This is a genomic window from Lysinibacillus odysseyi 34hs-1 = NBRC 100172 (genome assembly GCF_001591965.1).
Taxonomy (GTDB): domain Bacteria; phylum Bacillota; class Bacilli; order Bacillales_A; family Planococcaceae; genus Lysinibacillus_B; species Lysinibacillus_B odysseyi.
Genome location: NZ_BCVX01000001.1, coordinates 221489 through 247209, shown reverse-complemented (window position 1 = coordinate 247209; position 25721 = coordinate 221489). Strand labels below are relative to the sequence as shown.

The window sequence follows — 25721 nt, the reverse complement described above, 5'->3', positions numbered from 1 at the left end:
CTATTTTGTCAAACTGGTTTCCTAGTGATAATAATGAGGTGAACTATATATGGAATTCATTATAGATAATGAATGGTTTTATAAGGCAATTTCAGATGTTAATAAAGCAGTATCTTTAAAGACACCCTTTCCTATTTTGTCAGGGATTAAGGTTATTGCTTATAACGATTCCTTAGTCCTTATTGGAAGTAACTCTGATATCGTTATTGAAAAGGTTATTCCTTTAACGGTGGATGGAGTAAAGGTATTAGAAGTACATAAAACCGGTAGTGTTGTTATTCCCGCTAAACATTTAAGTGAAATTATTAAAAAATTACCAGCTAAAGTACATGTAAGAGTAAATGAAAAACAAGTAGTTACCATTCAATCCGAAGAAATTGTAACTAAAATATTCGGTTTTAATTCGGAACAGTACCCGAAGCTTCCTCTAATAGATGAAACTAATTATGCTAAAATCCCCTGCACTGAATTAATTGAAATTATTAAACAAACTGCGTTTGCAGTCTCAAAGAGTGAATCTCGACCTGTTTTAACAGGAGTAAACATATCATTTAAAGATCATTACCTATCATTTGCTGCAACAGACTCCCACCGCTTAGCGTTAAGAGAACTCGTATTAGAGTCAAGCATAAACGGTTCTTTTATTGTCCCAAGTGCAAGCCTTAATGAGCTTACCAAGTTAATACATAATGATAACGGCGAAATACGTATATATGTAACGAGCAGTTATATGGCATTTAAAACAAGTTCTTTTACATTGTTTTCAAGGTTAATTGAAGGGAATTATCCTAACATAACAGGATTACTTCCAAAAAATGCAAAGACAACAATTATTCTCGACACAGCTCAATTATTAACAGGTATTGATAGAGCCTGTCTTTTTGCAAGTGAATGGAAAAATAATAACGTACAATTAGAAATCGTAGATGGTAAGAAAATTAAAATTTCGTCTAATTCATCAAATATAGGGGAAATAGAGGAAACACAAAATATCAAGATGATTAATGGTGAAACTGATTTAACTATCTCGCTGGATGGAAGTTATTTAATAAATGCCTTAAAAGCAATTAAAGAAGAAGAGATAAGATTAAGTTTTGGTGATACGATGAGACCAGTTTTAATTGAGCCTATTAATAATCCTTCTTATATTCATCTTATATCTCCAGTACGTTCATATTAAAAAACAGCTCCTTATTGCATGAAAGGGATGTTAATTTGACAGAACATTTATTTTAATATTATTCAACAATTGGGTGTAATTCTTTAATAAAGAATTGCTCCTTTTTCCATTAAGGGGTCAGCTTGTCGAATGAAAAAACGTTAAATATTACCAAACGTTGCTTTGGTAAGGCTAATAAAGGTTTTTTATCAAAAACATATAATATGTAATTTGTATGGTGATTTTAATTGAAAAGGAGAAGGGTTATTATTTTAATAGAATTACTAAAAGGTATTGAGATATTTTATTATTGGACGTGGTTTATTTGGCCCTTTGTATTAGTATTTTCTCTATCTTACGGAATTAAAGAATTAATAAAAAATGAAAATTCTAGTAGCAAGCCATTATTACTAGCATCAATTGCACTCCTTGTTATATTAAGTGGTTTGACCGCCTCTAATTTTTGAATACATATCTAAGTCGATAAATTAATTTATATTCAATATGCGAATGATATATAAATAACGTTCCCAAATGTAAGTCTGGGTAGACAAAAAAGGCCAAGAAACGCTGTAAAACAAATGTTTCTTGGCTTTTTCTTTGGATGGGGTTTATACAGCTATTTAAATAAAAAACTGCATATAGAGATGCTGTAAATCTTTATCTTCTTTAATCCTCTACTTCAATTACCGGGGATTTAGATGAAATAGGCTTCAACAATCTGGCGCAATTCTTGAATTGGAATTGTGCCTTTTCCATTGCAATGGACTCCGCTAATCCTTATTGGAATGTAACAGTACATACTTCGAACTAAGTATCTACTGCAATAAGATTGATATTGTAATATACTATTAAAAGTGGGTTTACACTGTTAATGTATGTTTTATTCAAAGATCTCTAGAATGTTCAGCAAAAAGGCTATAAGGAGTCCTAAAATGAAAAAGAAAATAAATTATTTAATCTTACTTTTAACTGCCATCTTAATAGTTGGTTGTACTGACGCAGAAGATGTATCGAATACTGATGAGAAAGCTGATTTACAAGAAGTAACTACAAAAAATAGTGAAAAAGAAAAAACTGCGACTGAAAAACAAGTAGCAGAGGAAACATCAACTGAATCAAAAGATCAACAGTTTAAAGATTATAAACTTATTGAAGTTGATGGTGGTGATTTGTCTGGATATCGCGAGCCAAATGTTGTTATTGATATTGGTTATGGGGACCGTAAATATTGGGCGTTTACTAACGAGTACGGACAGTTAGTACGTGTCATTGCTGACGAAATCGTTTTACAAAATGATCGTACAGAGCCTGTAACATCAGCTGGCAGATACTACGCTGATGAAGCAAAAGTTCCTGGTGTCGAAAGACCAGATTTAGATGAAGGGCATATTATTGCAGATTCTCTTGGCGGGGTATCAAATGCTTATAATATTACACCGCAAGATAGTACGCTTAACCGACATGGCGACCAAGCATATATGGAAGACGCTATTCGTAAAGCCGGTGGAGCAACTAATTTTGAGGCGATTATCACATATCCAAATACGGAAACGCAGATCCCTTCTCATTACAAGTACACTTACACTTTAAAAGGGAATAAAATTGTAGATGAATTTGATAATGGCAACCCTGATGAAATAAATAAATCTCTAGGATTAACTGAAAGTAAATCAACTAACTCAAATAAGTCAACAAGTTCTAATAAGTCCAATGCTTCGAATGGCACGGAGGACATTTCTAGCGTGGATACAGATGGAAATGGTCAAGTAACGATTAAAGAAGCAAAAGCAGCAGGTTATAGCATGCCGATTACAAGTGACCACTGGTTATATAAATTTATGGATGACCGGGATAAGGATGGTCTGGTAGGTGAATAAACCTCTAGAACTTTGAGGCAAAATAAAAATGAACGAAAAAAGGAACAGTTCCTTCGTTGCACGATTTATAACAATTTGCGGGTGGGTGCCTGTACAGAAACAACTTTGTAACAGGGCCTAAAAAAAGAGCTTTGGATATATGAGAATGTCCAAAGCTCTTTTTAAAAATTAGTATGTTGTAACCTGCTCAATTTTTAATCCGAAAATTTGAGGAGGTTCAATTTTGTTTATTTGTAAATAAGTAGAGATTTGTCCACGATGATGGATTTCATGTTCTGGAATTGCCATAAGTATTCTCCAAGCGCTAACTTCATGACCGTGAAGGGTTAAAACCTTTTTAGTCAATACATCGTTGCCAGCTTTTAATAGACCCTCTGTTAATTTGATCTGACATGCCTCTAAATAATTTGAAATATCCTCAAGAGAAGCTCCCTTACTAGTATCATGTCCTGTGTAATTCCACGAACCGTGTTCAAATATACCTAAAAACATCAATCGAGAGGATGCGATATGCCGCAATAAATCACCAGTAGAAAATTTATCCTCTGAAGGCTTCCAATCTAGGAGTTCATCAGGTATTACTTTCACATATTCCATCGTTCGTTTATGAATTCCATCTAAATATTTTACATACTCCTTTATATCATGAATCATATTTCCACTCTCCATTTTTCAGAATTCTATTACTTTATATTCTTCGGTCAGTGAAAATACTCCTTTAACGACAACATTCTCGTATCAAAGTTCGGGCAGTCAATACAACGACAAAGAAAACGGGTCCTATTGTACTTGAAAAAATACGAAAACCTTGTTGAACTAACGTAGCAGGATATATATATAACCTTTAGGGCAAATTATTTTAAAAAAGGAGCATCTTAAATGAAAAAACTATCCTTAATTAGTTTGCATATGTTTATATTTTCCGTTATCCTTTCCGTTTTAGTAAGTAGCCCTGTATATTCACAGACAATCCTTTCAGATGAAATTGAATATGTATATCCCTCAAATAAGGAAAAAGTTTTTGATGAAACTGTAGATGAATTTTATCAGGCATTAAGAGAGCTAAAGTATCCAGTTCATCAGGAGGTTTATCAAAGGTACAAGCAAAAGCCAAAGCAGCAGCAAAGACATTTGGATACTAATCTTTTTAAAGAAATGCCTGATGCATCTGTGAATATTAGGAGAAAGTTATTGTTTAATGAGGTAGAAGAATTAAATTATATAATTTTTGATGGAAATATCTTTCATCCCTATCCTGATATAGATATTAACTACCATCTAGCTGTTAGCCCCGACAGGCAAGTTTATTTCTTTTATTCGTTTAAAGACACTGAAAAAGAATTTAGAGGTAGATATGCTATTTATGATGTTGAAACAAAGGAAATGGTAGCAAGCGGGAATATTTACATGCCAAAGTCTTCAGCTTACTCGGAGCTTTAGTGCAAAAAGGGTTAATAAAATATACACATGAAACCCAATAAACGTTTCCAAATGAAAGTTTGGGTTTTCCTTTAGGGGCTTTAGTTAAAAAACGATATTAAACAAAATGGTCAACCAGAAATATTTTCTGGCTGACCTTATGATATGAACGGGACAAGATTATGGAGAAAATGTAAGTACATATAGGTCTTATATATAATGGTATAGAAAAATTATGAAGGACTACCGCTTACACTAGTGGGGGAGGCTAGTAGAATAAAGTAACCGACTTCTGAATATTACAATACAAGGAATATCCATTTGAATAGGAGTGTTGTACTTGAAAATCCTTGTAACTGGTTCAACCGGACAACTAGGTTCAGCTTTGTTAAAGCAATTAAAAGATCTAGATTATCAAGTTAAAATAACTTCGAGAAGAAAACCAGAAGGAGTAGATTTCACATGGGTTTATAGCAATTTATTAACTGGCGAAGGTTTAGAGGAAGCAGTAAAAGACGTTGATGTCATCATTCACGCAGCAACTAGTCCGGTAAAAAGTTCTGAAAACATTGAGGTTGCCGGGTTTGAAAAACTTTTAAGCAAGCTGGACCATCTAAAACTTTTTATTTATCCATCAATTGTAGGAATTGAAGAAATCCCCTTCAAATATTATAGACTTAAATACAAAGCAGAAGAATTATTGAAAAATAGTTCTGTACCTTATACAATTGCTCGTGCAAGTCAGTTTCATAGCTTTGTTGATAGTTTGCTCTTATCAAAATCTTTCTTTAAAAGATATATAATCCCTGGCAGGGTTAAATTTCAAAGCGTGGATGTTAATGATTTTGCTAAACATTTAATCGATTTAGTTAATAAAGGCCCACAAGGAAAATTAGATGATTTCTGTGGTCCAGATATAATGACATTAAGAGAAATGGCGGAGTTAAAAATTAAGATTAACAATGAAGCAAATACTGTTTTAAGTATTGCTTTACCAGGAAAACTATACAATTCTTTAGTCGAAGGAAAAAATACAAATCCTCTGCAAAGAAAAGGGATAATTACCTATGAGGAGCATTTAAGGAATAAGCTGGATCAAAGATGATGTAAGATAATATTGAATCAGTACAAAAATTATAGACTTAAGTGTATTTCTTTATGTAGGAATGGAATAATTATGATTGCGATTGTTGAATAAGACTTTGAGGAAATAATAACAGGTTCGGTTGATAGGGAGAAAACATTAAATAGCAGCATATTTAGGGACACAATTCGAATAGTAATTGGTGTCCCTTTTATTGTTAATATATCAGTATTTCGGATGATTTAGCACCCAAATTAGCAAATCAATTCACATACGAATTAAATAAACTAAGCAACACACTTTTTAAAGGATTACAGGTAATTTATGTTAAAATCGATACATATAGATTTCACCTTATTTGTGGGATTTACACCTTTAAGTGTTAAATGTTACTAATCTATAGTTTAGGAAGGGTATACTTCAGCTAACAGGGCAGTTTAGTTCAATAGGGGAAAAGGAGGAATCGTGTTTGCAAAAATGTATAAAATGCAATAGGCGATTTGGTTGGAGGGAAATCTTTAAATCGTATAAATGGAACTACGGACCACTTGAATGTGACAATTGTTGTACTATACATAAGATAACCATTTTTGGGAGATGTACGATTGCATTCCTGGCGCTGTTACCATTTCTGATAGTTCAATTTTTTCTTATTCCTACCGATCACATCTTTTTAACCCTTGGTGGAACAGGTCTTATGGCAACAGTCGGTTTTTTACTCTCGCCATATGTTGTCCGATACAAAGAGGGATCGTGAGGAAATACACTTACAGTAACGGGTGCTTTAATTCGATTAGCTTGGTAAATATTACACCGAAAAACGCTCGAATTATTTTATGTGAGCGTTTTTTATTTGTCATTTATATTGCTTTTAGCATTTTTCTCCCCTTCAACCGAACCCACTAAGGAAATGATCAAACCTTTTTATAAAAACCGCACTGTGTTTCACAAAGAATGAACCTGTTTAGAACAAACTTTAGTCAAAACGGGTTCTTTTCATGTAACTTTACATAAGGGGCTACGGGTTGTTTTGATCTAACTTAATTGTAAAACTGCAACTTCTGCTATATTGGCAGGGGATATGAAAACAGCCACTTCATAGGTAATGAAATGAAGTGGCTGCGAATTGATAGAATTATCGTGATTGAACAATCCGGTCATTTACAAATGCTTTCATGAAAAACAGTTCATTTTCATTTGGATCTCTTTTCATCTCAAGCTTGAAATTCTCTATTGCCTCATTAATTGAAGGGGATGTGACAGACTGACTCGCTGCTGTTAACTCATCCCAATAAATAGTCATTTCATTTAAATCGCAGATAGATTCATGGCCAAGAAGGAAAAATTCAGCATCGTGTTTTCGAATGTCCTCAATCATAGGCAGCAACAATGACTGCTTAATATGGAATAGCGCATTTGTCGTTGTACCATATGCAGCGTCACCTAAAAAAACAACTTTCTCATCAGGAATATAAACGATGGTAGAATCGTCTGTATGAGTGCTTTTGATTCTTTCAAGTAGGCAAACTTTATTGCCTAAATCGATCGTTAATGTATTTTCAAAGATGATGTGAGGAGAGCTCAACTTAAAACTAGTTCTGTTTGGTATCTCAGCCTGTATAATCTCCATGCACTTAGTGCTCATTTGATTTGTATTTACATACTTTTTCAGGGAACTATCATCAAACGTATAGCTCTGCCATTTCTTTAACAGTTCGCTTGTTTTATTATTCACGATAACCGTTGCATCGAACTCATTCATGCCTAGGAAATGATCCCAATGAGCATGGGTAATAACGAGATATTTAACGGGTGGTACATTCAGCTTCTCGATTTCTAATAAAAAATCTTTAGCATGCTGAGTGGAATTGCCGGCATCTATTAGTAGACTAAATTGGTCACCACACACTAGTCCTAACGTTGGTCTTTCTTTCTCATCTTGATTCGATAAATAATAAATACTTTCACTTAATTTATTCAACATGTTATTTCTCCTCTATGGTAGATGATAATTCTTTGGAAGAGAAAATCCACATGTTTAGTAACCATATAAGATTTTCTCAGTTTAGTTTTTTACCATTGGACTAGTACCTCCTTTTTTTGCTATGGAAAAGTATAACATACTATTGTGAGAATAAACTGATTTTGGTAAAAAAAGTATTTAGGCTTAATTATAGTTCACACTTTATAAGTGATCGGAGAAACAAATTAAAGAGGAAGAGGTTCAACAAAAATTTGTGAAGCGCCTTAAATTAGATATTATTTGTATAATCTCTTTCCACTTTGCAAATTCGTGTTTTGTATGAAGAATACCAATCTCTCTTTCCCTGTTCCTGTGCTCTTATATGGGAGCGGTTTTCCTTCCACTGCTGAATAGCTTCTAATGAATCCCAATAAGAGACGGTAATTCCTAAGCCGTTTTCATCTCTAGCACTTTCAACTCCTAAAAATCCCGGCTGCTTTGAAGCAAGCTCTGCCATTAAATCAGCCATCTTATGGTAGCCCTCACGATCGTTTTCATTTCTTTGAGAAGTAAAAATAACTGCATAGTAGGGGGGAGTGGGCGTGTTTGCAAATAACATAATGATTGCCTCCAATCCAATTTATATTGAAAATAATACCATATTAGGTAAGCGGTAATTTGAGAATAATCAATTGCCAGAGATTCAATGAGAGGGAAAATCGAAACGGATGGTTCTGCCCATACAAGCAGCTGCTGTATGCGGAAGATAAAAACAGCCGCCCCCTGAATGGAAGCGGCTTAACATACTCTTCGGATAGATAAAGGAACCATTACTCAAATGGAAACTCATAGCCTTTATAGGTAAATATCTTTCTGAATCCTATTTTCTCTGCGACCGCAATTGAAGCAAATCATGATACCGGTAAAAGCATATATTTTTTAGGTACATCTTTCCCGTTAAAGGGCACGACGCTGAAATAGGGAAACTACCTCATTAGTAAACCCAACTGGGGATTTTTACGAACCGTGAATCACATTTTTCAGCTGCTATATTTCCTTACTAAAGTTGAGATAATAGCCATAATAAAAACAATGAGGCTATTTATTATTAAAAAGTATCCTAGCTGCATACCGTAAAATATCGCAAAGGCATCACGGAGAATAAATACTGCCAATACACTTCCTATAGAACCGAATAAAACGGCTAGTAATAGTATTGTAAAAGCAGCGGAATATAGATTTTTCTTTTTTCTATAGGTGATAAAGCCGATAATATTTGCACTAACGATGAAAACAATCAATACTATGATGAAAAAACTATTCATCTAACTCCCTCTTTCTGAAAAATGGTTATTATTAATCTTCTCTCTTCCACTAAATTCCTCCTCTACTATTCAAATAGGGGATAACAATATTTTAACCTCATTATATGTTAAAATTATACAATATAAAAAATTATAAATTGAAGGAGGGAGGATAAAGAGAGAAGTAAATAGTTACACCCTAACTCCATTCCAATCAACAAAGACTTTATTCATTATGTCATTCCAAACTTTTGATAATGAACCTGTTTAAACTACTATTTTAGGAGAGTAATTATATGAAAAAGAAAGTAAGAGATATGGGAATAAAAATCGGTCAATTACCCGTTGGAGAAAAAAACTGTATTACTGACATAGCCGGTGTACGTGTAGGTCATGTAACGCTTCAAGAAGAACTTAGTCAAGAAGGCGCTTATGCATGTACGGGTGTAACAGCCATATTACCGCATGGCGGAAACTTATTTCAGCAAAAGGTTACGGCTGCTTCCTATGTTCTGAATGGCTTTGGAAAAACGACAGGCCTTGTACAAGTGAATGAGCTGGGTGTGATTGAAGCTCCCATTATGCTGACAAACACATTTGGTGTACCTGCTGTAACACAAGGTACTCTGCAATATATGTTAGACACAAATAAGGAGATAGGTGATACAACGGGGACGATTAATATCGTTGTCGGTGAATGCAATGATAGCCATTTAAACTCTATTCGTGAATGTCCTGTTACACCTGATCATGCAATACAAGCGATACAAAATGCAACGGAAGATACAGCGGAAGAAGGTGCTGTTGGAGCAGGAACGGGAATGATTTGCTTTGGTTATAAAGGGGGGATCGGCTCTTCTTCACGTGTCGTGACTATTGAGAATGATTCCACTTCCTTTACAGTGGGCTGCATGGTGTTAAGTAATTTCGGATATAGCTCAGAATTTTTTGCAGAGCGTTACCGCGTTTCAACCATTCAGCAGCCATCAACATTATCTCCTACAGATGGCTCGATTATTATTGTACTTGCCACGGATGCACCACTTAGCAGCCGACAGCTTACACGTGTCATTAAACGCTGTGGAATTGGTCTAGGTCGAACGGGCAGTCACTTTTCACACGGGAGCGGTGACATAGTGATTGGCTTCACAACAGCTCATCATATCGCTCATAAAACAAATGATTATCTTGAAACGCGCGTGCAAATACGTGAAGACCACTCGATAATGAATCTATTATTTGCTGCTGCCGCTGAAGCAACAGAGGAGGCGATACTAAATTCCCTTTCACAGGCTGAGACAACAGCAGGACGTGACGGTCACGTAGTGAATGCATATTTATTTGAATCTTAACCTGAAGCTATAAGGATACCTCGGTATCTTAATAGCTTTTTTCTGTTTCATTTGGCTCAAATAACATTTTTTTCTAGTCAAAAATAATGAAGTATGCTAGGATGTAAAATAAAAAACCGAATTATCTGAAATAACAGAATAATTAAAATAATATAGTTATATAACCAGATTATCAGTCGGTTGGGAATGAGGAGGTTCCTCGCTAAATGAAGAGTCACTTTTTCCCGCTTTATGAAATGGAGGTGATGCAGTATTGGCGAAAAATTAATAAAGCCAATTCATCCTGTTAAACAATCTACTCAGCAGCATACGCCAACAATACAGGAAAACGGCGAGCAGCTTATTCAAATTGGAGGGGATCACCCTAGGGTTTTCATTTATCCGATTTACTATATCCAAAAAGCACCAAATAGCCTGCGATCCATTTATTTACGAGAAAGCGCTTACGAACGCTTCATGCAGGCAGTCTCTTTATTGCCTGAAAATTATAGTTTTATCGTATATGACGGTTTTCGGCCACTACAAGTACAACAGTATTTATTCAACCAGTTTTCAGCTCAACTACAAAAACAGTATCCAACCTTATCAGAGCAGGAAGTGAAGCAAGAAACGCTCAAGTATGTTGCGTTCCCGAGTTTAGATAGAGAGTATCCTGCTCCTCATTTAACCGGTGGTGCTATTGACCTGACTATCGGCGATTTAAATGGCAACGCACTTCATTTAGGGACAGCATTCGATGAGATGAACGAAAAATCGGCAACCCGTTATTACGAAGAAAATGCTGAGGAAAATAGGGAAGTACGTGACCTCCGCAGAATCCTATACAATAGTATGACGTCAGCTGGTTTTATGAATTATTCAGAGGAATGGTGGCACTACGATTTTGGTAATATTTCATGGGCAAGGCGTATAGGAAATAAGAAGGCTATTTATGGTCCTATTGAAGCGGAAATTCAAAATAATCAGCTAAAGGAGTATCGCTTTATATGAAAGTTTATATTAGTGCGGATATTGAAGGAATTACAGGTACGACCGTTTGGAGTGAAACGGAGCTGAACGCTCCTGATTATCAATATTTCTCTCAGCAAATGACAAAAGAAGTAGAAGCAGCTATTGAGGGAGCCATCGCTGGAGGTGCTACAGAAATACTATTAAAGGATGCACATGATTCTGCACGTAATATCCATATTGCAAACTTACCTGTTAACTGCAAAATCATTCGCGGTTGGACATATGACCCGATGTGCATGGTAGCTGGGCTGGATAAAAGCTTTGATCGCGCTGTCTTCATCGGCTATCACAGCAAAGGCGGCAGTGAGCGTAACCCGCTGGCACATACACTTTGCACATTTGCAGATGTAAAAATTAACGGTGAATATGCGAGTGAATTTTTAATTAATACTTACGCAGCCGCTCTGCATGGTGTGCCAGTTGCATTCGTCAGTGGAGATGTTGGATTGACAGAAGAAATTTATAGCGTGAATCGCAATATTATCACATTTGCGACAAAGGAAGGAATCGGAAACGCGACAATCAGCGTCAGCCCGCAGCTGACGATTTCAGAAACGAAGAAACTTGTTGAGCAGTCTATGCATGTTGAACGTGACACATTACAAGTACCATTACCTGAACGTTTTGTCGTTGAAATTATATATCGTGATCATACACGCGCTTATCGTAATTCATTTTATCCAGGTGCGACATTTAAGCCTCATAACACGGTTGAATTTGTAACGGATAATTATTTTGAAGTGTTACGTATTCTTCAGTTTTTAACATAATAACGAAGACAGCAGGTGATGAAATGATTATTAAAGATATTGTCGTGGCAAATGTCGAGGCACCGCTTATTACCCCTTTTAAAACAGCGCTTCGTACAGTACATAGCATTCAAAATATAGCTGTTTATGTGCATACAGATGATGGGCAGATAGGTATTGGTGAAGCAGCACCGACCGCCGTCATTACGGGAGAAACACGCGGCTCCATACTTTATGCGATAGAGGAATATATAAAGCCTGCCATTAAAGGGATGGATATTGAGGACATCGCGCAAATAATGTATCGGCTAAATCAATGTATCTATCAAAATACGAGTGCAAAAGCAGCGGTTGATATGGCTATTTATGATTTATACGCCAAGCGGTATAACGCTCCTCTTTATCAACTATTAGGCGGCTATCGAAAAGAATTAGTCACGGATATAACGATTAGCGTCAATGACAAAGAGGAGATGGTGAAGGATAGCCTAGCGGCAGTAGAACGGGGTTTTACCATTCTTAAAGTAAAGGTCGGCAAAGATCCACTTGGTGATGTCGAACGTGTGAGGGCGATCCGGGAAGCAGTCGGACCTCACATTACGCTTCGTGTGGATGCCAATCAAGGCTGGACAGCAAAACAAGCAGTACGCATTATTGGAACACTGGAAGATGCTGACACGAATATTCAATTAGTAGAGCAGCCTGTTCACTATAGTGACTTAGCTGGCATGCAATATGTAACGAAGCATACACTCACGAATATTTTAGCAGACGAAAGTGTATTCTCACCAAAGGATGCCCTGACCATTATCGAAAAGCGGGCGGCTGATTTAATTAATATTAAACTCATGAAAACGGGCGGAATTTATCAAGCGAAGAAAATCTGCCAAATTGCCGAGGCCAATGATATCGAGTGTATGATTGGCTGTATGCTTGAAACAAAAATCAGCGTAAGTGCAGCTGCTCATTTCGCGGCAGCTGAGAAAAATATTACGATGATCGATTTAGACGGTCCAAGTTTATGTATGAAAGATCCTATTCATGGCGGTCCCATATTCGATAAAGAGAAAATTTCGATGACAGATGCTGTTGGAATAGGGTTTTCATTATAAAAGGTATGAGTGGTCTGACAAAGGCTGTGCACTGGAATTAGATACTGTTCAGGCTCCAGAAACTTATACTTTATTATTTTAAAAAAGAGATTACTGGGGGGATGGTTTTGATGAAAAAGTATTGGTTACTTGTGATGTGCCTTGTTGCAGTTTTCCTGGCAGCATGCAGCGATTCCTCAGATGGGGAAACAACAGAATACCGGACAGTGTATTCAGGGGAAATTAAAACGTTGAACTACTTAAAAACTTCCGAAACCAATGAATTTGCCGTTGCAGCTAACTTAGTGGATGGGCTGATTGAATATGATGAATATGGCATAGTCAAACCAGGCCTTGCAACAGAATGGTCGCACAATGACGATGCGACAGTTTGGACGTTCAAGCTGCGTGATGATGCCCAGTGGGTATCCCATGACGGCAAAAAATATGCAGATGTCGTCGCACAGGATTTTGTGGACGGCTTACAATACGTACTTGATGCAAAAAATGAATCTTCCACGGCTTGGATTGCGACTGTTGTCAAAAACGGGGATGCTTTCTACAACGGTGAAGTGACAGACTTTAGCCAAGTAGGCATTAAAGCAGTAGATGAACATACATTGGAGTACACGTTGGAAGCTCCAACTCCATACTTCCTTTCTATGTTGAACTATGTATGTTTCTTCCCTGTTAATGGTAAGTTTTTAGCGGAAAAAGGAACTGATTTCGGAACAACACGGGAGAACTTCCTTTATAACGGTGCTTATATTTTAGATAAATTTGAACCGCAAAAAGAACGTGTCCTTGTAAAAAATAAGACGTATTGGGATAAAGATAAAGTGTTGATTGACCGTATTCGTTATAAATATAACAAGGAAGCTGCTACTGTTGCACCTGAACTGTTTTTACGCGGTGAAATTGATGGAGCAGACATCCCTACTTCTATTATTGACGAATGGTTAAACAATGATGAGAAGAAAGATAAAGTTCGTCAAAGCCAAAATAATTTCTATACGTATTTCTATGCATTAAACTTTGATCCGCAATTTGACGCTGAGTATGAGCCTGAAAACTGGAAGATTGCTGTGAACAACAAAGACTTCCGTAAATCGCTGTATCATGCACTTGATCGCGTATCTGCCATGATGACTTTAGAGCCTTACAATCCGCAAGATATGTTAAGTAATACCATTACTCCGAAAAACTTCGTTGACGTTGAAGGGGTAGATTATACACAATTAGCACCATTAGCAAACATTACAAATAACGATTCATTCAATAAAGATTTAGCTCTACAACATAAGGAAAAAGCGATGACAGCACTAGAAGGAAAGGCAACTTTCCCTATTAAAGTATTAATGCCGTACAACTCAGGCATGCCTGATTGGGCAAACCGTACACAAGTTGTGGAACAACAGCTTGAAAACTTATTAGGGAAAGATTATATCGATATTATTGTGGAGGCTGGTCCCGCTACAGGATTCCTTTCAGAAGTACGTAAACCAGGTAAATTTGCATTGTTAGAAGCAAACTGGGGTCCTGACTACGCTGACCCATCGACATATACAGACCCATTCACTGAAGGCGGCACGTACAATAAACCCGAGCTTGCTGAAGGCTACACAGATAGTGATGGAAAATCAGCCTATCAAACTTTAGTTGATGCAGCAAAAGCAGCAGTGAACCCTGAAGAACGTTATGAATTATTCGCAAAAGCTGAGGCGTTCTTAATCGAGGAAGCATTTGTCATTCCTTATGCAGTTGGCGGCAGCGGTTATGTTGCATCAAAATTAAACCCATTTGAAGCGCAGTACTCTCCATTTGGTGTAACATCTGAAAAATTCAAAGGTCAAACAGTATTAGAAAAACCAATGAGTAATGATGAGTTCAAAAAAGCTTTAGCTGAGTGGGAGCAAAAACGTGCTGAAGCTTTAGCAGAAGCGGCAAATTAAGAACCACAAAAAATTATTAGTAGCAACTTGCGGCTAATTATGATTGTTCATTACGAAGGAGATGACCGGAATGAGATATTTCCGCATCTCCTTCATTCTTTCTCATTCTACTAATAGTTTGGAGGTTGAAAGCTATGTTTTGGTACATAGGAAAGCGATTGCTACAGTCGATTTTGACACTATTTATTATTATTACGATTGTTTTCTCGCTGCTGCGCTTAATGCCTGAAGAGGGGTATTTAGGGGCCGCTGCAGAGAAAATGTCATTTGAGCAGCAGGAGATTTATTTAACGAATTTGGGGTTACGTGATCCATTAATCGTGCAATTGGGCAATTTTTACGGAGATTTATTTCAAGGGGATTTAGGCAAATCCGTTAATTATCGTACAGATGTCCCAGTTACATCGATTATCGGGGATAAAATTATGTATTCGCTATTATTCGGTCTCGGTGCAGTCGCTCTGTCGCTTCTTTTAGGGGTGCCGCTCGGTATTCTGATGGCACAAATGAAAGGTCGCTGGCTGGACCGTTTAGGAACCGGCTACATCGTCTTTGTTGTCGCTGTACCAGCAGCAGTTTACTACTTATTCATCCAAATGTATATTACCGACATTTTTAAATTGCCTATGCTGTTTGACGAATACAATCCAATCAGCTGGGTTTTACCGCTTTTATCAATGGCACTAGCGCCTACAGCTTCTTATGCTATGTGGATGCGGCGCTATATGGTAGATGAACTTAACAAAGACTATATTAAGCTGGCACGGGCAAAAGGGGTAAAAGAGCGAACACTTATGTTCAGTCATGTATTGCGTAATGCGTTTATTCCAATGGCACAATACTTACCCGCAACTATTTTATTTACGATTACAGGCTCCATCTATATTGAATCGCTGTATTCGATTCCCGGCATGGGGGGGTTACTCGTTGATGCCATTCAGCGTCAGGACAATACCGTTGTGCAAGGACTTGTACTCGTCTTTTCATCACTTGGAATTCTCGGCCTCATTTTAGGTGATATTGCAATGGCACTTGTGGACCCGCGTATTAAATTAGGTAAAGGGGAGAGTGTACGCTAATGGGAATCTTTACAAAAGAAATCAACAATATCTCAGACAAATCAAGTGAAGAGTTATTTCAGTTTGCTGTAGCAGACGATGCAAAAGCCGAAGAAACAGCTTACTCGAATTATTCATATTGGCGTTCAACATGGAAATCCTTTTTGAAAAATCGAATCGCTGTCTTCTTATTAGTAGCTGTTTTTATTATCGTAGCATTTACCATTTTACAGCCAATTTTACCAGGCCAAAAATCGCCGACAGAAATCTATTTAGATGCTGAGACTGGATCCCAGGCACGGAATATAGCTCCAGGCGCTGAATTTTGGTTTGGTACGAACTCCATCGGGCAGGATTTATGGTCCCGTATTTGGGCTGGTACCCGCACATCTTTATTTATCGGTTGTATTGTAGCGTTAGTCGAAGCGGTTGTCGGCATTACAATTGGTACGCTTTGGGGCTTTTCCCGCAAGCTTGAAATGCCTATTACCCAGCTGTATAACGTAGTAGATAATATACCGACGACAATCGTCCTGATTTTAATGTCTTATATTTTACGGCCGAGCATTTCCACGATTATTATCGCGATGTGTATAACCGGATGGGTTGAAATGGCACGTTTTATACGAAATCAAATTGTCATACTGCGAGATCGCGAATACAATTTAGCATCGAAATGTTTAGGAACGCCTGGCTACCGCATTATTCTGCGAAACTTATTACCATACTTAATTTCTGTCATTATGCTGCGGATGAGCTTAGCCATTCCGTTTGCCATAGGCGCAGAAGTATTTTTAACATATATCGGTCTAGGTTTACCAATCAGTGAGCCATCATTAGGAAATCTCATTAATGAAGGGCGTGTGCTGATGATGTCACCAGACCTGCGTTATCAGCTCATCTTCCCAAGTATTGTGTTAAGTGTCATTACGATTGCATTTTATATTATTGGGAACTCATTTGCAGATGCGGCAGATCCAAAAAATCACGTATAAAGGGGAATTATGATGGAAGCAAATCATCCGCAGGAACGTATATTATCCATACAAAATCTAGTCATACAATTCACATTACGTGGTCAAGTATTAAAGGCTATTCGTGATATATCTCTCGACCTTTATAAAGGGGAAAGCCTTGCTATCGTTGGTGAATCCGGCTCGGGTAAATCGGTGCTAGTTAAATCCATAATGGGCTTACTTGATAAAAACGGCTATATAGACCAAGGCCAAATACTTTACAACGATATGGATTTAGCCGGATTTAAAACCGAAGAAGACTGGCTGAAAATTCGCGGGAAAGAAATCGCGATGGTTACCCAAGACCCAATGACATCATTAAATCCATTGAAAACGATCGGCAAACAAATTGAAGAATGTGTCGTGCTGCATCAGGGCCTAAAAGGGAAAGAAGCTTATCATGTAACACTAAAATTACTAACGGATGTCGGTATATACGATGTAGAAAAACGCTACAAGCAGTACCCTCATGAATTTTCCGGGGGCATGCGCCAGCGTATCGTCATTGCCATTGCGCTTGCTTGCAACCCGAAAATATTAATCTGTGATGAGCCAACGACAGCATTGGACGTAACGATTCAGGCACAGATTTTACAGCTGTTAAAAAATCTCCAAAAGAAATACGGCTTAACGACTGTGTATATTACGCATGATTTAGGCGTGGTTGCGAAAGTTGCCGATCGTATTGCCGTTATGTATGCCGGGGACATTATTGAAGTAGGGAAGGCTCATGAAGTATTTTTTGATGGGAAACATCCTTATACATGGGCGCTTATTTCGTCATTGCCGCAGCTTGGCTCGAAGGGAGAACAGCTTTTTTCGATAAAAGGGACGCCTCCTAACCTATTTAAAGAAATAAAGGGAGACGCATTTGCGCCACGTAATCAATACGCGCTGAAAATAGATTTTGTTGAACGTCCTCCTTTCTTTAAAGTAAGTGATACACATTATGCGCGTACATGGCTGCTCGATCCTCGCTCGCCAAAAGTAGAGCTTCCGGAAGCATTGCTGGCATTTTTTGAGGAAGGGAGAAGTTACGCGAATGAACAGTAGAGAAAAATTAATTGAAGTGAAAAACTTAAAAGTAGTGTTTGGAAAAGGAAAAAATAAGTTCGTTGCTATTAATGATGTGAGCTTCGATATTTATAAAGGCGAAACATTTAGTTTAGTCGGTGAATCGGGCTCTGGGAAAACAACGATTGGCAGAGCGATTATGCGGATTAATGAAGTGTCGGACGGTCAGATTCTGTTCCATGGCAAACCAATTAATGGTCGTATCCCAAAAGTATGGGACCGTGAAATCACGCAAAAAATTCAAATGATTTTCCAAGATCCAATGGCATCTCTTAATGAGCGAGCGAAAGTAGATTATATTATTTCAGAAGGTCTTGCTAATACAAAAAACTATAAAAATGAGGCTGATCGCCAGCAAAAAATACGTAATGCCCTGTTGAACGTAGGGCTATTGCCTGAGTTTGCCAGCCGCTTCCCTCATGAGTTTTCAGGGGGGCAGCGTCAGCGCATCGGAATCGCCCGAGCGCTCGTGATGGAGCCCGAGTTTATTATTGCAGATGAACCGATATCCGCACTGGACGTTTCGATTCGTGCACAAGTATTAAACTTGCTCTCGAGCCTGCAAGAGGAAAATAATTTAACGTATTTATTTATCGCGCATGACTTATCCATTGTTCGCTTTATTTCTGACCGCACAGCTGTTATTTATAAAGGGAATATTGTGGAATTGGCCGAAACAGAAAAGCTATTCTCCAACCCGATTCATCCATATACACGCACATTACTGTCTGCTGTACCGGAGCCGAATCCATACAAGGAGCGCGGCAAAATAGTCGAGATCTATGATCCGACACAGCATCAGTATGATACGCATCCTCCATCATTTATGGAAGTAGAGAAAGGGCATTTTGTGCTGGCAAATGAAGAGGAAATTGAACGTTATCGAACAACAAAAAAGATGGGGGTTTCTTAAATGCAAATACCTAAACCGTTAAAGCAAGGCGATACAATTGGCCTCATTAGTGCTTCAAGCGCTACACCGCCTGAAAAATTGCAGCAAGCGATTGAAAGCGTTGAAAAACTGGGGTTTAAAGTAGTCGTTGGGGAAACTTGCCGCGAAAGACATGGCTATTTGGCGGGCTCAGACGAACTGCGTGCAAAAGAAGTCAATCAAATGTTTAGTGATCCTGCAATCGACGGTATTTTTTGTATTCGGGGGGGCTATGGCGCGACAAAAATTTTGCCGCTTCTCGATTTAGACATGATTAAAAAAAATCCGAAAGTATTTGCGGGATATAGCGATGTCACTGCTCTGCATATTGTCTTTAATCAAATAGGCAATTTCGTGACGTATCATACGCCTATGCCTTCTACTGAATTTATTCAATCCAAAATGGATGACTATACGTGGAATTATTTTATTCATAATGTAACAAATACAGACTGGAGCGGGCATCTTCTTGCAAATCCACCAGAGCGGCCAATGACAACATTAGTAGGCGGTGAGACAACAGGTCAGCTTATTGGAGGGAATTTGACATTAATTACAGCCTCGCTCGGTACACCATATGAGATTGATACAAAGGGGAAAATACTATTTTTAGAGGATATCGATGAAAACGAGCAGCGTGTAGATCGTATGCTGACGCAATTACAATTAGCAGGCAAACTTGATGATGCAGCAGGGTTTTTGTTAGGTGCTTGGACAAATTGCGGGCCTGAAAATCCGGAACATCCTGAGCGCAGCTTATCATTACCAACCATTTTTAATGAAATTATTGTACCGCTGAACAAACCGGCTGTAATGGATGTTACGTGTGGTCATTGTTTACCGACTATGTCTCTGCCATTAGGGCGCACGATTCACTTGAACGCAGACTCACAGATCATTAAAGTTGTGGAGTAAATGATAATGAACAGAATGATTGAGCAGCTGCTGCAAACTTGTCCTTATAAAGTACACCTTTTTGTGAAAGATGCAAAAGCAAAAGGCTATTTTCATAGTCTGCTGATTGACGAAGTGTTTTCCAGTGCTAGTTTAATCAAGGTTCCCATTTTAATAGCCGTATTGGATCATGTGGAACGCCATGAACGATCACTTGATGAGGTCATTCAAATACAAAGTGAAAACCGTGTTGACTTTAGTGTCATCACGGAGCAGCAGCTAAACGAGAGCACATTATATGAACTGTTAGTATGGATGATTATTACGAGTGATAATACGGCAACAAATGTGTTAATTGATTATCTCGGGATGGATGCGCTGAATACGTATTTCGGGAAAATCGGTCTCACGCATACAACATTGCAGCGGAAAATGATGGACTTTGTCCGACTGGAAAGCGGATTTGATAATGTGACCACTGCGCGGGATATGGCTCATCTTTTCACCCGTATTTATAGGCAGGACTTATTGTCAGTGCCTTTCAGTACATTAGCCATTGATATTTTAAGCCGCCAGCGTGTACATGAATCACTTACACGTTATTTAGTAGAGGATATTCATATAGCCCATAAAACAGGCGGTCTCGATTCGGTAGATCATGATGTAGGCATTGTTTTCAATCATGTGAATGATTATATTATTGGTGTTTTCGTCACGGAGGTAACGAATAATGACGAAGCAAGGCAATTCATTGGCCGTCTATCGAAAGCTGTTTATGAGCAGGTCGTTACACAGAAAGGAGTGCTGGAATGAAAGCGATTGTGAAAGCGATGATTGCCAATTTACACGCTGAACCTCATCTATCAGCTGAATTAATAGATGAGGTACTTTATGGGATGGCTGTACACATAATAGATGAGCCTGATAGCGATTGGGTACTTGTCCGAACAGCTTACCAGTATGAAGGGTATTGTCAAAAGATGCATTTATTAATAGATGAATCGCAAGTAAATATGTGGGCAAATGAAGCCGCTTATGTCGTTCATCAAAGCTTTGCAGATGTACTACACGAACCTCGTATTCAAAGTTCAAAAATAACAACACTCGTTAAAGGTTCTCTCATTCGTTACATACCAAATGATGATATTGACAAAGAGTGGGCAGCAGTTCAACTAGCGACGGGGGAAATCGGTTATACGCGCAGAATGTGGATTCGCCATAAAATAAATGACCATCAACTATCTGAAAAACAATTGCGAGAAGGAGTTGTTCAAACAGCTCTTAGCTATATAAAAACACCATATCGCTGGGGAGGGAAATCACCCCTTGGTATTGACTGCTCCGGTCTATGTTCGATGGCTTATATGTTAAACGGTGTGTATATTTACCGGGATGCGCGCATTGAGGATGGTTTCCCGATCAAGGAGATTTCTATTGAACAAATACAGCGAGGGGACCTGCTGTATTTCCCGGGGCATATCGCCATGTACATCGGTGATAACAAGTATGTGCATTCTTCTCTCGGTGGGAATGAAGTGAGTATTAATAGTCTAGACAAACAGCACCCTGACTATCGTGAAGATCTAGCCACAACGATTACAGCGGTTGGCAGCTTGTTTGCACAATAGGCAGGAGGGGAAAGGTCTGATCCTGATGTAAAGTGTACGCTATAAGATAGACACTTTGAATGAACTTGAGAGACCGTAAGAAAATAACGGGAAGTTTACTAAGTGGAAGGTCAAAATCCAAGCTCCATTTAATAAAGCTTGGATTTTATTTATGGGAAACTTACCTGCAGGTATCCGAACCGAAACAGTAGGTTACCAGAAATAGCAGTACAAACCAAGTCTATGGTTTGTACTGCTATTATTAGTGTGAGCTGATTATATTAATTATTGAACGCGGGCAAATCCAAATCCTGAAGCGTAGTCATCGCCAGTAGCAGCACCATAACCACCTTTAATATCTACCGCTTTTGCTCTCGCTTGTAGATTAGAGCGCAATTGCGTATGTGACCAGGACGGATTTTCAGCCCAGATTTTTGCAGCTAAACCTGAAACGTGAGGAGTAGCCATTGATGTGCCGCTAATTGTATTATAACCGCCGTTATACCATGTAGAATAAACGGATGAACCAGGAGCTGAGATTTCAATATCCCCTTGCTGGATTACATAATCCCCAGCTGTCGATGCATAGCCGCGTGAAGAGTAGTCAGCTACACGGTACGTCCCATTTTGCTGTACATTTTCTAGAGCAGCAACGGCGATAGCATTTGGTAATGCCCCAGGGTAACCAATTGTTCCTTGCGCATAGCCCGAATTACCGGCTGCAGCAATTACTAGCACACCTTTGCTGTATGCATAATTGACAGCGCTTGAAATGAGGCTGTTATTCGCTGAAGAACCTAGTGACATACTGATGATTGTTTTCGTACCTGTAGCTGTTGCTTGATCAGCTGCGTGTCGGATAGCAGCAGCAATATCATCTGAGTATCCAGAGCCGCTATCTGTTAGCACTTTGTAAGCCCAAAGATCTGCATCTGGCGCAACACCGTAAACGCCGCCTTTATCGCTTCCTCCATCAGCTAATGCTGTACCGGCAACGTGCGTGCCATGACCGTTTCTGTCTGTACAGCTGTTGTTAATAGGCGTTGTCGCACCTGTAAAGTCTTTACATTGCTCTACGTTATTGACAAGGTCAGCATGAGAAGTGTTGACACCCGTATCGAGTACAGCAATATTAATGCCGCTTCCTCCAGAAGTAGACGTTAAATTGTTATTGTTATAAATGGCTTTTATTCCCCAAGGTAATTGTTGAGAGGCTCTCGCAGCAATAGTCGAATCTGTTACTTCATTTTCTATCATATTATCATTTTCTAAGTCTACCGTGTCTAATGTGACAATAGGAACCTTTGTAACCGTGAAGTTTTTATTATTCTGCAATGCTTCGAATTGCTTTTCATTCATATCAGTTGAAAAGCCGTTCTCTGTTAATTCCCAACGAGGTGAATATTGAGCTTGTAATGTGGACTTTGAGGATGGGTTGTTTGCCTCCACATAAACACGGAATGTTTCCAGGCTATCGTCGTTTCTCGAGCTGCTATCGCCATTCATAGTTGTCGCATGCACCGGATTTATTACTGCCCCTGCAATCAAAAGACTAAGCAACGTACTTTTCATTTTCTTCATTCGACCTAACCCCTTTTCAAATTAGTTTTTGTACTACAATTTGAATCTATCATACTTTCAGTTTTTTGATTATTGGGAAAAATTTGAGTATAATGAATGTAAAAAATAGACATTTGAGAGAGGAGGGGATCAGGATGAAAATGGGATCATTAATTAAGTATTACCGTACAAAACGAGGAATGACACAGAATTCAGTGGCGATGGGGATTTGTTCAATTCCTCATTTAAGTAAAATTGAAAATAATAATAAAGAAGCAAATAGCGAGACGATACGTCTATTGCTGGAACGGTTAAACATTGATATCCACGATGTTGAGAATAGCGAACAACAGATTGTTCGGCTATTAAATGATTTACAAAGACATATCAATTACTTAGAGAACGAGAAAGTAGAAGAGACAATGGGCAGATTAAAAGAGTACGAAGAAATAATTGGTTTTACGGAATCTATATATTTATATGAGCTTTATAAACTACGTTATTATGTGTTTGTTAACGAGCTTAAATTGGCAGAAAATCAATTAAGATGGCTAAATGCCCACCGGCAAAATTTTTCCCAACATGAAAGGTATTTACATTTATATTATGATGCATTAGTTTTAATAACAAAAGGTAAATATGAGGAAGCGGCTACAGAACTAACTCAAATACTTCAAACACATCCAGAACTAGGGTCACTAGAAGGAGAGTTTTACTACCATTTTGCTTTAATAAAGGGGCGGTTAGAAGAACCAAGCCAAGCAATTATTTATGGAAAAAAAGCTCTTCAATTCTATAAGGACCAATTCAATTTTAAAAGAATTGTTTATACATTAATGTCTCTCGCACTCAATTACTCTCGTGGGAAGGTGTTTCATGAAGCAATAGAAATCTATGAACATCTAGTAAGAAATGTGGAGCTCTTACAGCAGCAGCAGCTATTACCTGCGATATATCACAATTTGGGAGATTTATACCAAAGGAGAGGGGAGTATGATAATGCATTAAATTACTTTGAGAAAAGCGCTTCGTTGATGTCAAAGAACTGTGAGCATTATCTGCTTTGCCTATATAACTTAGGTGTTACACAATTCCGCTTAGAACAAGTAGAGAAGAGCATAAAAACCTTTACTGTTCTGAAGGAAGAAGCAAAAAACAAGAAAAAATTAAGTTTTAATCTATTTGCTACCTTTTATCTCTATTTACTGACAGAAGAAAAAAAGAAAGCAATGGATTTTTTAGAAGGGAGGTTAATTCCGTTCACAGCAGATAATGAAGAATTAAAAGAAATGCATCAGCAATTTTCTTATTTATTGGGAGAGTATTACCGGCAAGAAAAGAAGTTTGAAAAAGCAATGCAATTTATCGAAATCTAAAGGAGTGTATGAACATGAAGAAAAAAGCTGGATTATCATTTTTAATACTGAGTGCTGCAGTAGTCATTATGTCTATTCCAATTCATCCGCCAGTTTTACTATAATTCATAGTATGATTTTAAGTGAAACATTGCCTGGCATAGTAAGGGGAGTAAAGCTTCGCAGGTACAAAATAAAAGATACCCTCTACTAAATAACATGACAAGGGACAAGCATAACAGCCATTATCGAAATTATTAAACTTTATTTCAATGCAATAATAAGAGCCATTCGGCAGCTAGTAGTCAGGCTGCTGGATGGCTTTTTTGATTCGCATTTATTACTTTGTACTTGCCATAGCAAGGAACTCTTGAATTTTGTTGTCCATTTACATTTAATTTAATTCCCCAATAAACCATATCTCACCTTCATGGTAGTATCCATCTTCATCAGTAATTACTTCTTTATAACCTGTTATTTGCAAATCGATAGGAACAGATAATTCCCATTCGGTTTGAATGTTTCTATCTTCGGCTAGCTGAAGCCACTTTTGGTATTCGTCGTTCCTGTTAAAGAAACCTTTATAATGGGAGTCCCCTTCAAATACAATAATTTGCGAGCCCCATAAATCAGATAAATCTATTGCCACTACTACCCGATACTTTTCTTTGTCATGTGGCTTCAAACCAATTAGATATTCAGCTCTATCCAATAGTGTTTGAATGCAGAGTCGTTTAATTTTTGGGGGTGTTTTGCCGGAACTTATAAAGTCTTGAGCAACTGGCAGGTGCAGATGCCAATAACCATTGTAAAACTCTGTTGGAAATGCCAATGTGTCTTCTTCAATACGCTTAATCATATTAGTAGATTTACGTTTAACACCTCGAACTTTTTTTTCCTGCATTCTATTTCTCCTCATTTCTATTTACTATAACTGCTTGTTCTAAGTTCTTCATATATTGTTTTAGTTGAGAATAAACAGCCATCAACATTCATCTTACTAATAGTGGGATTGTCATGACGATGCTTAATTATGTTTGAGAATCGAGACCAACTCAAATAATGGTCGAGGTATTTTGGCGCCATACCATTAAAATGGTCAACCCAGCATTTAAGACGGCTGTGCTTAGTCCGTCAATCTCTTTAATAATCTCTCTCAAAGCCATTCGTATCATTCACAATCATACTTTTCCTTAAATTGTAGAACGATTTTTCTTTTTATACAAATGTCCACAGAGTTATTTAACAAAACCTTTTTATAA

General features: G+C 37.9%; 24 protein-coding genes and 1 pseudogene. 18 read left to right on the top strand and 7 right to left on the bottom strand.

Going from position 1 to position 25721, the window contains the following annotated elements; all coding sequences use genetic code 11:
* Positions 1 to 49: 49 nt before the first annotated feature.
* Together dnaN and BOD01S_RS01290 are read left to right on the top strand one after the other, a co-directional pair.
* Positions 50 to 1180 carry a DNA polymerase III subunit beta gene (gene dnaN / locus BOD01S_RS01295; RefSeq protein WP_036154904.1) on the top strand — a complete coding sequence of 377 codons (1131 nt, stop codon included), beginning with the start codon at positions 50 to 52 and terminating at the stop codon, positions 1178 to 1180.
* A gap of 914 nt (positions 1181 to 2094) precedes the next feature.
* Complete coding sequence (locus tag BOD01S_RS01290) at positions 2095 to 3039, top strand: DNA/RNA non-specific endonuclease (RefSeq protein WP_036154902.1); 945 nt, start codon at positions 2095 to 2097, stop codon at positions 3037 to 3039.
* A 168-nt stretch (positions 3040 to 3207) separates the two neighbouring features.
* On the opposite strand, the gene BOD01S_RS01285 is transcribed toward BOD01S_RS01290, so the two are convergent.
* Positions 3208 to 3693 carry a DinB family protein gene (locus tag BOD01S_RS01285; RefSeq protein WP_036154900.1) on the bottom strand — a complete coding sequence of 162 codons (486 nt, stop codon included), beginning with the start codon at positions 3691 to 3693 and terminating at the stop codon, positions 3208 to 3210.
* A gap of 225 nt (positions 3694 to 3918) precedes the next feature.
* Here BOD01S_RS01285 and BOD01S_RS01280 point away from each other — a divergent pair, with 225 nt between their 5' ends.
* The 3 genes from BOD01S_RS01280 to BOD01S_RS23950 all read left to right on the top strand — a co-directional run bounded on the left by BOD01S_RS01280 (position 3919) and on the right by BOD01S_RS23950 (position 6299).
* Positions 3919 to 4479, top strand: a complete 561-nt coding sequence (locus BOD01S_RS01280; RefSeq protein ID WP_036154898.1) for a hypothetical protein — start codon at positions 3919 to 3921, stop codon at positions 4477 to 4479.
* Positions 4480 to 4798: 319 nt separating this feature from the next.
* Positions 4799 to 5563: an SDR family oxidoreductase gene (locus BOD01S_RS01275; protein ID WP_036154896.1), complete on the top strand. Its 765-nt coding sequence runs from the start codon at positions 4799 to 4801 to the stop codon at positions 5561 to 5563.
* Between the two features lie 448 nt (positions 5564 to 6011).
* Positions 6012 to 6299, top strand: coding sequence for a TIGR04104 family putative zinc finger protein (locus BOD01S_RS23950; protein ID WP_036154894.1), 288 nt, complete (start codon positions 6012 to 6014; stop codon positions 6297 to 6299).
* 378 nt (positions 6300 to 6677) lie between these two features.
* Here the strand turns inward: BOD01S_RS23950 and BOD01S_RS01265 are convergent, their stop codons facing one another.
* From BOD01S_RS01265 to BOD01S_RS01255, 3 genes are all read right to left on the bottom strand, one after another.
* Positions 6678 to 7526 (bottom strand): MBL fold metallo-hydrolase, encoded by an 849-nt coding sequence (locus BOD01S_RS01265; RefSeq protein ID WP_036154892.1) that lies wholly within the window; start codon positions 7524 to 7526, stop codon positions 6678 to 6680.
* Positions 7527 to 7794: 268 nt separating this feature from the next.
* A complete protein-coding gene (locus BOD01S_RS01260) occupies positions 7795 to 8124 on the bottom strand; it encodes an antibiotic biosynthesis monooxygenase family protein (RefSeq protein WP_036154889.1) in 330 nt (109 codons plus the stop codon).
* Positions 8125 to 8545: 421 nt separating this feature from the next.
* Positions 8546 to 8830: a hypothetical protein gene (locus BOD01S_RS01255; RefSeq protein ID WP_036154886.1), complete on the bottom strand. Its 285-nt coding sequence runs from the start codon at positions 8828 to 8830 to the stop codon at positions 8546 to 8548.
* 275 nt (positions 8831 to 9105) lie between these two features.
* On the opposite strand from BOD01S_RS01255, the gene BOD01S_RS01250 reads away from it, so the two are divergent.
* The 12 genes from BOD01S_RS01250 to BOD01S_RS01195 all read left to right on the top strand — a co-directional run bounded on the left by BOD01S_RS01250 (position 9106) and on the right by BOD01S_RS01195 (position 21565).
* Entirely contained in the window at positions 9106 to 10161 is a 1056-nt protein-coding gene (locus BOD01S_RS01250; protein WP_036154884.1) for a DmpA family aminopeptidase, read from the top strand.
* A gap of 456 nt (positions 10162 to 10617) precedes the next feature.
* Entirely contained in the window at positions 10618 to 11151 is a 534-nt protein-coding gene (locus BOD01S_RS01245) for a M15 family metallopeptidase (protein ID WP_081977963.1), read from the top strand.
* Positions 11148 to 11942, top strand: coding sequence for a M55 family metallopeptidase (locus BOD01S_RS01240; protein WP_036154880.1), 795 nt, complete (start codon positions 11148 to 11150; stop codon positions 11940 to 11942). Before BOD01S_RS01245 ends, BOD01S_RS01240 begins: the two co-directional genes overlap by 4 nt.
* Positions 11943 to 11965: 23 nt before the next feature.
* On the top strand, positions 11966 to 13033 hold the full coding sequence (locus BOD01S_RS01235) for a dipeptide epimerase (protein ID WP_036154877.1): 1068 nt from the start codon (positions 11966 to 11968) through the stop codon (positions 13031 to 13033).
* 110 nt (positions 13034 to 13143) lie between these two features.
* A complete protein-coding gene (locus BOD01S_RS01230; protein ID WP_036154875.1) occupies positions 13144 to 14964 on the top strand; it encodes a peptide ABC transporter substrate-binding protein in 1821 nt (606 codons plus the stop codon).
* Positions 14965 to 15098: 134 nt separating this feature from the next.
* Entirely contained in the window at positions 15099 to 16043 is a 945-nt protein-coding gene (locus BOD01S_RS01225; protein ID WP_036154873.1) for an ABC transporter permease, read from the top strand.
* A complete protein-coding gene (locus BOD01S_RS01220) occupies positions 16043 to 17017 on the top strand; it encodes an ABC transporter permease (RefSeq protein ID WP_036154871.1) in 975 nt (324 codons plus the stop codon). The genes BOD01S_RS01225 and BOD01S_RS01220 overlap by 1 nt, the downstream gene beginning before the upstream one ends.
* A gap of 12 nt (positions 17018 to 17029) precedes the next feature.
* A complete protein-coding gene (locus BOD01S_RS01215) occupies positions 17030 to 18091 on the top strand; it encodes an ABC transporter ATP-binding protein (protein WP_198948692.1) in 1062 nt (353 codons plus the stop codon).
* On the top strand, positions 18081 to 19025 hold the full coding sequence (locus BOD01S_RS01210; protein WP_036154867.1) for an ATP-binding cassette domain-containing protein: 945 nt from the start codon (positions 18081 to 18083) through the stop codon (positions 19023 to 19025). The genes BOD01S_RS01215 and BOD01S_RS01210 overlap by 11 nt, the downstream gene beginning before the upstream one ends.
* On the top strand, positions 19026 to 19958 hold the full coding sequence (locus BOD01S_RS01205) for a S66 peptidase family protein (protein WP_036154865.1): 933 nt from the start codon (positions 19026 to 19028) through the stop codon (positions 19956 to 19958).
* Positions 19959 to 19964: 6 nt separating this feature from the next.
* Entirely contained in the window at positions 19965 to 20750 is a 786-nt protein-coding gene (locus tag BOD01S_RS01200; RefSeq protein WP_036154863.1) for a serine hydrolase, read from the top strand.
* Complete coding sequence (locus BOD01S_RS01195; RefSeq protein WP_036154861.1) at positions 20747 to 21565, top strand: SH3 domain-containing C40 family peptidase; 819 nt, start codon at positions 20747 to 20749, stop codon at positions 21563 to 21565. The genes BOD01S_RS01200 and BOD01S_RS01195 overlap by 4 nt, the downstream gene beginning before the upstream one ends.
* A gap of 264 nt (positions 21566 to 21829) precedes the next feature.
* Here BOD01S_RS01195 and BOD01S_RS01190 read toward each other — a convergent pair whose 3' ends face one another.
* A complete protein-coding gene (locus tag BOD01S_RS01190) occupies positions 21830 to 23125 on the bottom strand; it encodes a S8 family peptidase (RefSeq protein WP_036154860.1) in 1296 nt (431 codons plus the stop codon).
* A gap of 92 nt (positions 23126 to 23217) precedes the next feature.
* Here BOD01S_RS01190 and BOD01S_RS01185 point away from each other — a divergent pair, with 92 nt between their 5' ends.
* Positions 23218 to 24480, top strand: coding sequence for a helix-turn-helix domain-containing protein (locus BOD01S_RS01185; protein ID WP_233153107.1), 1263 nt, complete (start codon positions 23218 to 23220; stop codon positions 24478 to 24480).
* Positions 24481 to 24853: 373 nt separating this feature from the next.
* On the opposite strand, the gene BOD01S_RS01180 is transcribed toward BOD01S_RS01185, so the two are convergent.
* The gene (locus BOD01S_RS01180; protein WP_036154857.1) at positions 24854 to 25363 is read right to left on the bottom strand and encodes a DUF3916 domain-containing protein; all 510 of its coding nucleotides are present in this window, start codon (positions 25361 to 25363) and stop codon (positions 24854 to 24856) included.
* 17 nt (positions 25364 to 25380) lie between these two features.
* Positions 25381 to 25584: pseudogene (locus BOD01S_RS23610) on the bottom strand (IS1595 family transposase); the annotation flags it as partial.
* Positions 25585 to 25721 lie beyond the last annotated feature (137 nt).

Excerpts from the sequence above, each read along its gene's own strand:
- BOD01S_RS01190 (WP_036154860.1), bottom strand. The coding sequence starts at position 23,125 with ATGAAGAAAATGAAAAGTACGTTGCTTAGTCTTTTGATTGCAGGGGCA.
- BOD01S_RS01260 (WP_036154889.1), bottom strand. The coding sequence starts at position 8,124 with ATGTTATTTGCAAACACGCCCACTCCCCCCTACTATGCAGTTATTTTT.
- BOD01S_RS01200 (WP_036154863.1), top strand. The coding sequence starts at position 19,965 with ATGAACAGAATGATTGAGCAGCTGCTGCAAACTTGTCCTTATAAAGTA.
- BOD01S_RS01235 (WP_036154877.1), top strand. The coding sequence starts at position 11,966 with ATGATTATTAAAGATATTGTCGTGGCAAATGTCGAGGCACCGCTTATT.
- BOD01S_RS01255 (WP_036154886.1), bottom strand. The coding sequence starts at position 8,830 with ATGAATAGTTTTTTCATCATAGTATTGATTGTTTTCATCGTTAGTGCA.
- BOD01S_RS01290 (WP_036154902.1), top strand. The coding sequence starts at position 2,095 with ATGAAAAAGAAAATAAATTATTTAATCTTACTTTTAACTGCCATCTTA.
- BOD01S_RS01195 (WP_036154861.1), top strand. The coding sequence starts at position 20,747 with ATGAAAGCGATTGTGAAAGCGATGATTGCCAATTTACACGCTGAACCT.
- BOD01S_RS01225 (WP_036154873.1), top strand. The coding sequence starts at position 15,099 with ATGTTTTGGTACATAGGAAAGCGATTGCTACAGTCGATTTTGACACTA.
- BOD01S_RS01245 (WP_081977963.1), top strand. The coding sequence starts at position 10,618 with ATGCAGGCAGTCTCTTTATTGCCTGAAAATTATAGTTTTATCGTATAT.
- BOD01S_RS01215 (WP_198948692.1), top strand. The coding sequence starts at position 17,030 with ATGGAAGCAAATCATCCGCAGGAACGTATATTATCCATACAAAATCTA.
- BOD01S_RS01220 (WP_036154871.1), top strand. The coding sequence starts at position 16,043 with ATGGGAATCTTTACAAAAGAAATCAACAATATCTCAGACAAATCAAGT.
- dnaN (WP_036154904.1), top strand. The coding sequence starts at position 50 with ATGGAATTCATTATAGATAATGAATGGTTTTATAAGGCAATTTCAGAT.
- BOD01S_RS01280 (WP_036154898.1), top strand. The coding sequence starts at position 3,919 with ATGAAAAAACTATCCTTAATTAGTTTGCATATGTTTATATTTTCCGTT.
- BOD01S_RS01180 (WP_036154857.1), bottom strand. The coding sequence starts at position 25,363 with ATGCAGGAAAAAAAAGTTCGAGGTGTTAAACGTAAATCTACTAATATG.
- BOD01S_RS01265 (WP_036154892.1), bottom strand. The coding sequence starts at position 7,526 with ATGTTGAATAAATTAAGTGAAAGTATTTATTATTTATCGAATCAAGAT.
- BOD01S_RS01230 (WP_036154875.1), top strand. The coding sequence starts at position 13,144 with ATGAAAAAGTATTGGTTACTTGTGATGTGCCTTGTTGCAGTTTTCCTG.
- BOD01S_RS01250 (WP_036154884.1), top strand. The coding sequence starts at position 9,106 with ATGAAAAAGAAAGTAAGAGATATGGGAATAAAAATCGGTCAATTACCC.
- BOD01S_RS01185 (WP_233153107.1), top strand. The coding sequence starts at position 23,218 with ATGAATGTAAAAAATAGACATTTGAGAGAGGAGGGGATCAGGATGAAA.
- BOD01S_RS01210 (WP_036154867.1), top strand. The coding sequence starts at position 18,081 with ATGAACAGTAGAGAAAAATTAATTGAAGTGAAAAACTTAAAAGTAGTG.
- BOD01S_RS01285 (WP_036154900.1), bottom strand. The coding sequence starts at position 3,693 with ATGATTCATGATATAAAGGAGTATGTAAAATATTTAGATGGAATTCAT.
- BOD01S_RS01205 (WP_036154865.1), top strand. The coding sequence starts at position 19,026 with ATGCAAATACCTAAACCGTTAAAGCAAGGCGATACAATTGGCCTCATT.
- BOD01S_RS01240 (WP_036154880.1), top strand. The coding sequence starts at position 11,148 with ATGAAAGTTTATATTAGTGCGGATATTGAAGGAATTACAGGTACGACC.